The following is a 3,487-nucleotide window of genomic DNA, read 5'->3' as shown; positions in this document are numbered from 1 at the left end:
GCGCTGCTGCGCCGCATCCTGCCCGTGACCATCGTTTTCTTCGCGCACGCCTGGGCGCTGTGGATGTACCTGAGCTGGCTGCCCAGCTTCTTCGTATCGCATTTCCATATCGATCTGAAGCACTCGGCGTTCTATACCGGCGCGGTGTTCCTGGCCGCCGTGGTCGGCAATACCGCCGGCGGCATGTTGACGGACTGGCTCTATACGCGCACCGGCAAGGTGAACGCGGCACGCCGCAACGTGGTCATCCTGGGTTTCGGCGGGTCCATTCTGTTCATGTCCGGCGTGCTGTTCGTGCAGGACGAGACCGTGGTGGCCCTGTGCCTGGCCGCCGCGCTGTTCTTCCTGGAGTTGAGCGCGGGGCCGGTGTTCGCGACACCGATGGACGTGGCGCCCGCCTATGCCGGCGTCGCCACGGGTTTCGTCAGCACGGCCGCGGGACTGGCCGCGGTCATCTCGCCCATCACCTTCGGCTACATCGTCGATGCCACGGGCAGCTATACCTCGCCCTTCGTGGTGTCGATCGCGATTCTGGCGGTGGGCATCGTGATGTCGTTCTGGATGCGGCCCGACAAGGTCCTGCAGGCCGGGACGCCGGCGCCCAAGCCCAAGACCCCGGCATCCGGGGCACCCGTCATGGAATTCAGGAGTCCCGCGCATGAGTGAAGCAGCGATGAGTGAAGCAACGGCAAGTGAAGCAACGAATCGGCCCTTGTCCGGACGGGTGGCCATCGTCACGGGCGCGGCCCGCAATATCGGACGCGCCATTGCGGTGGAACTGGGCCGGCAGGGCGCCGATGTGGTGGTGAACGCGCAGCGATCGGCGGACGAAGCGCGAGAAACGGCCGCGCTGATCGAGCAGGCCGGCGCCAGGGCGCTGGTGCATCTGGCCGATATCTCGAATCCGGAAGGCGCGCAAAGCCTGGTCGATGCGGCGGTGGCGCGCTTCGGACGCATCGATATCCTGGTGAACAACGCGGCGATCCGTCGCGAGGCCAGCTTCGACGAGCTGGACTGGGCGCAATGGCGCGAGGTCACCGGCGTGATCCTGGACGGTGCCTACCTGTGCGCGCACGCTGCGGCGCCCTGGCTGCGGCGCTCTCCGGCGGGCGCCATCGTCAATATCGGCGGCATGTCCGCGCATGGCGGGTCGGCCGGCCGCGCGCATGTGATCGCCGCCAAGATGGGGCTGGTCGGCCTGACGCGCGGCCTGGCCCACGACCTGAGCGGCGACGGCGTGACGGTGAACTGCGTGGTGCCCGGCCTGATCGATACGGCGCGCGGACATTCCGCGCAAGGGACGCCGGCGCATCACGCGAAGCATTCGACGCTGCTGGGACGGCGCGGCACGCCGCAAGAGGTGGCCGATCTGGTGGCGTTCCTGTGCGGGCCCAAGGCGCGCTACCTGACCGGGCAGACGATGCATGCGAACGGCGGCGCTTATCTGGGTTAGCAAGGGATGGCGGCAGGCGACGAGTCCGGGCGATGGCGTCCCGGCATGCGGCAACGGCGAAGCGATCCGACGAGAGGGCCGTGATGCGGCACCGGCGAAGCGATCCGACGGGAGGGCCGTGGCGTGCCCGAGGCAGCGACACAGAGCCGGCGCCTGGCGGGCACCGGCACAAGAATTTTCCAGGAGACGACATGAAGATGGTACTTACCCCCGCGCGCATCGCGGCACGCGCGTGTTTGACGCTGGCGTTCGGCATGGCCGCGCAGGCCGCCCACGCGCAGGCCGATTATCCCAACCATAAAGTCCGGGTGATCGCGCCGCAGGGGGCGGGCGGGGGTGTGGACGTGGTCGGCCGCCTGCTGGCGGAACAGCTTTCCCAGCGGCTGGGGCAATCCTTCTATATCGAGAACCAGGGTGGCGCGGGCGGCATCATCGGGGCGTCCGACACGGCGCGCGCCACGCCGGACGGCTACACCCTGATGATCGCTTACGTCGGCACGCACGGCACCAATCCCGCGGTGCGCAAAACCCCCTATGACGCCGTGAAGAGCTTCACGCCGGTCGCCATGATCGGCGGCACGGCGAATATGCTGCTGGTCGGGCCGCACCTGGATGTGAAGACGCTGAAGGATTTCGTGGCCTACGCCAAACAGAATCCGGACAAGCTCAGCTACGGCACCTCGGGCAACGGCACGCTGAATCATCTGGCGATGGAAGAGTTCAAGCACGTGGCCGGCTTCAATGACCTGTCGGTGCCGTACAAAAGCATGAGCGAAGCTCTGACGGACGTCTTCGGCGGCCGCGTGCAGACGGTGTTTCCCGGCGTGGCCGCGGGGCTGCCCGCGGTGCGGTCGGGCAGGGTGAGGCCGCTGGCCGTTACGGGCGAGAAGCGCCAGGCCGTCCTGCCGGACGTGCCGACCTTCCAGGAGCTGGGCTATCCCACGATGCAGGCGCTGACCTGGTATGGCGTGGTCGGCCCCGCCCACATGCCGCAGGCCGTGACGGACAAGCTGAACGCGACGGTCAACGACATCCTGAAGTCGGCCGAGTTCCAGCAGAAGCTGCGGCAGATCGGTATCGAGCCGATGCCGATGACCCCGCCGCAGTTCGGCGACTACATCGCCAAGGAAGTACGCACGTGGACGCAGGTCGCCCACGACAGCAACATCAGCATCGATTGACGCCGCCGCGCGTCGTCCACCGATTTCGACAGGAAACAGCATGTCCGAAGCAAGCAAGAACCCCGACGTATCGATCTCCCAGCGGTTGGCGCGCGGCATCCTGGCCGCGCGGCCGGAGAACGCCCCCGGTGCCCGCGAAACCGGCCGGCGCATGGTGCTGGATATCGCCGGCATCTGCATCGCGGCGCGCGAGCAGCCGTATGTGGCGGCGGCCATCGCGTCCATCGACGCGGATGGCCCATGCACGGTGCTGGGCCATGCCCGCAAGCTGGGCGTCGAAGGCGCCGCCTTCGTGAACGGCATCGCCGCCCATGGCGAGGACTTCGACGACACCTTCGAGGGCGGTCCGGTGCATGCGGGCGTGGTGATCGTGCCCGCGTTGATCGCGGCGGCGGAACGCCATGGGTTTTCCGGGCAGGACTTCCTGCACGGATTGGCCATCGGTTCCGAGATCATGTGCCGCCTGTGCGCGGTGGCGCCGACCAGGGTGCACAAGGCCGGCTTTCATCCGACGGCGGTGTTCGGCGTGATGGGCGCCGTGGCCGGCATCGGCGCGGCGCTGCGGCTGACGGAGCAGCAAATGGTCGATGCCTTCGGCATCGCGGGCAGCATGGCATCGGGCATCATCGAGTACCTGGCCGATGGCTCGTGGACCAAGCGCATGCATCCCGGTTGGGCCGCGCAGTCGGGCTACCGCGCGGTTCGCCTCGCGTTGGAAGGCTTCAAGGGGCCGCGCACCGTCTTCGAAGGTTCGCACGGCCTGTTCCATGGATTCGCCAATACGCTGGCGGGCGATTTCGACGCGATGATGGCGGGCTTCGGCGATACCTGGATCTGGCCGACCATCGCCTTC

General features: G+C 67.7%; 4 protein-coding genes. All 4 read left to right on the top strand.

The features are described 5' to 3' along the window. Nucleotides 1-666, top strand: a 666-nt coding sequence (locus ACO1P8_RS09650) for an MFS transporter (protein WP_486295672.1), incomplete at its 5' end; no start/stop codon positions are given. After that, nucleotides 659-1,453 carry an SDR family NAD(P)-dependent oxidoreductase gene (locus tag ACO1P8_RS09645; protein WP_486295671.1) on the top strand — a complete coding sequence of 265 codons (795 nt, stop codon included), beginning with the start codon at nt 659-661 and terminating at the stop codon, nt 1,451-1,453. The genes ACO1P8_RS09650 and ACO1P8_RS09645, both read left to right, overlap by 8 nt. A gap of 191 nt (nt 1,454-1,644) precedes the next feature. Next, complete coding sequence (locus ACO1P8_RS09640; RefSeq protein ID WP_486295670.1) at nt 1,645-2,634, top strand: Bug family tripartite tricarboxylate transporter substrate binding protein; 990 nt, start codon at nt 1,645-1,647, stop codon at nt 2,632-2,634. Between the two features lie 40 nt (nt 2,635-2,674). Further along, a partial coding sequence (locus ACO1P8_RS09635; RefSeq protein ID WP_486295669.1) for an MmgE/PrpD family protein occupies nt 2,675-3,487 on the top strand: 813 nt, incomplete at its 3' end.

The sequence above is a fragment of the Bordetella sp. genome, assembly GCF_057362025.1.
The sequence above is the reverse complement of the archived record's forward strand: the minus strand, read 5'-3'. Positions and strand labels throughout refer to the sequence as shown.

Excerpts from the sequence above, each read along its gene's own strand:
- ACO1P8_RS09645 (WP_486295671.1), top strand. The coding sequence starts at position 659 with ATGAGTGAAGCAGCGATGAGTGAAGCAACGGCAAGTGAAGCAACGAAT.
- ACO1P8_RS09640 (WP_486295670.1), top strand. The coding sequence starts at position 1,645 with ATGAAGATGGTACTTACCCCCGCGCGCATCGCGGCACGCGCGTGTTTG.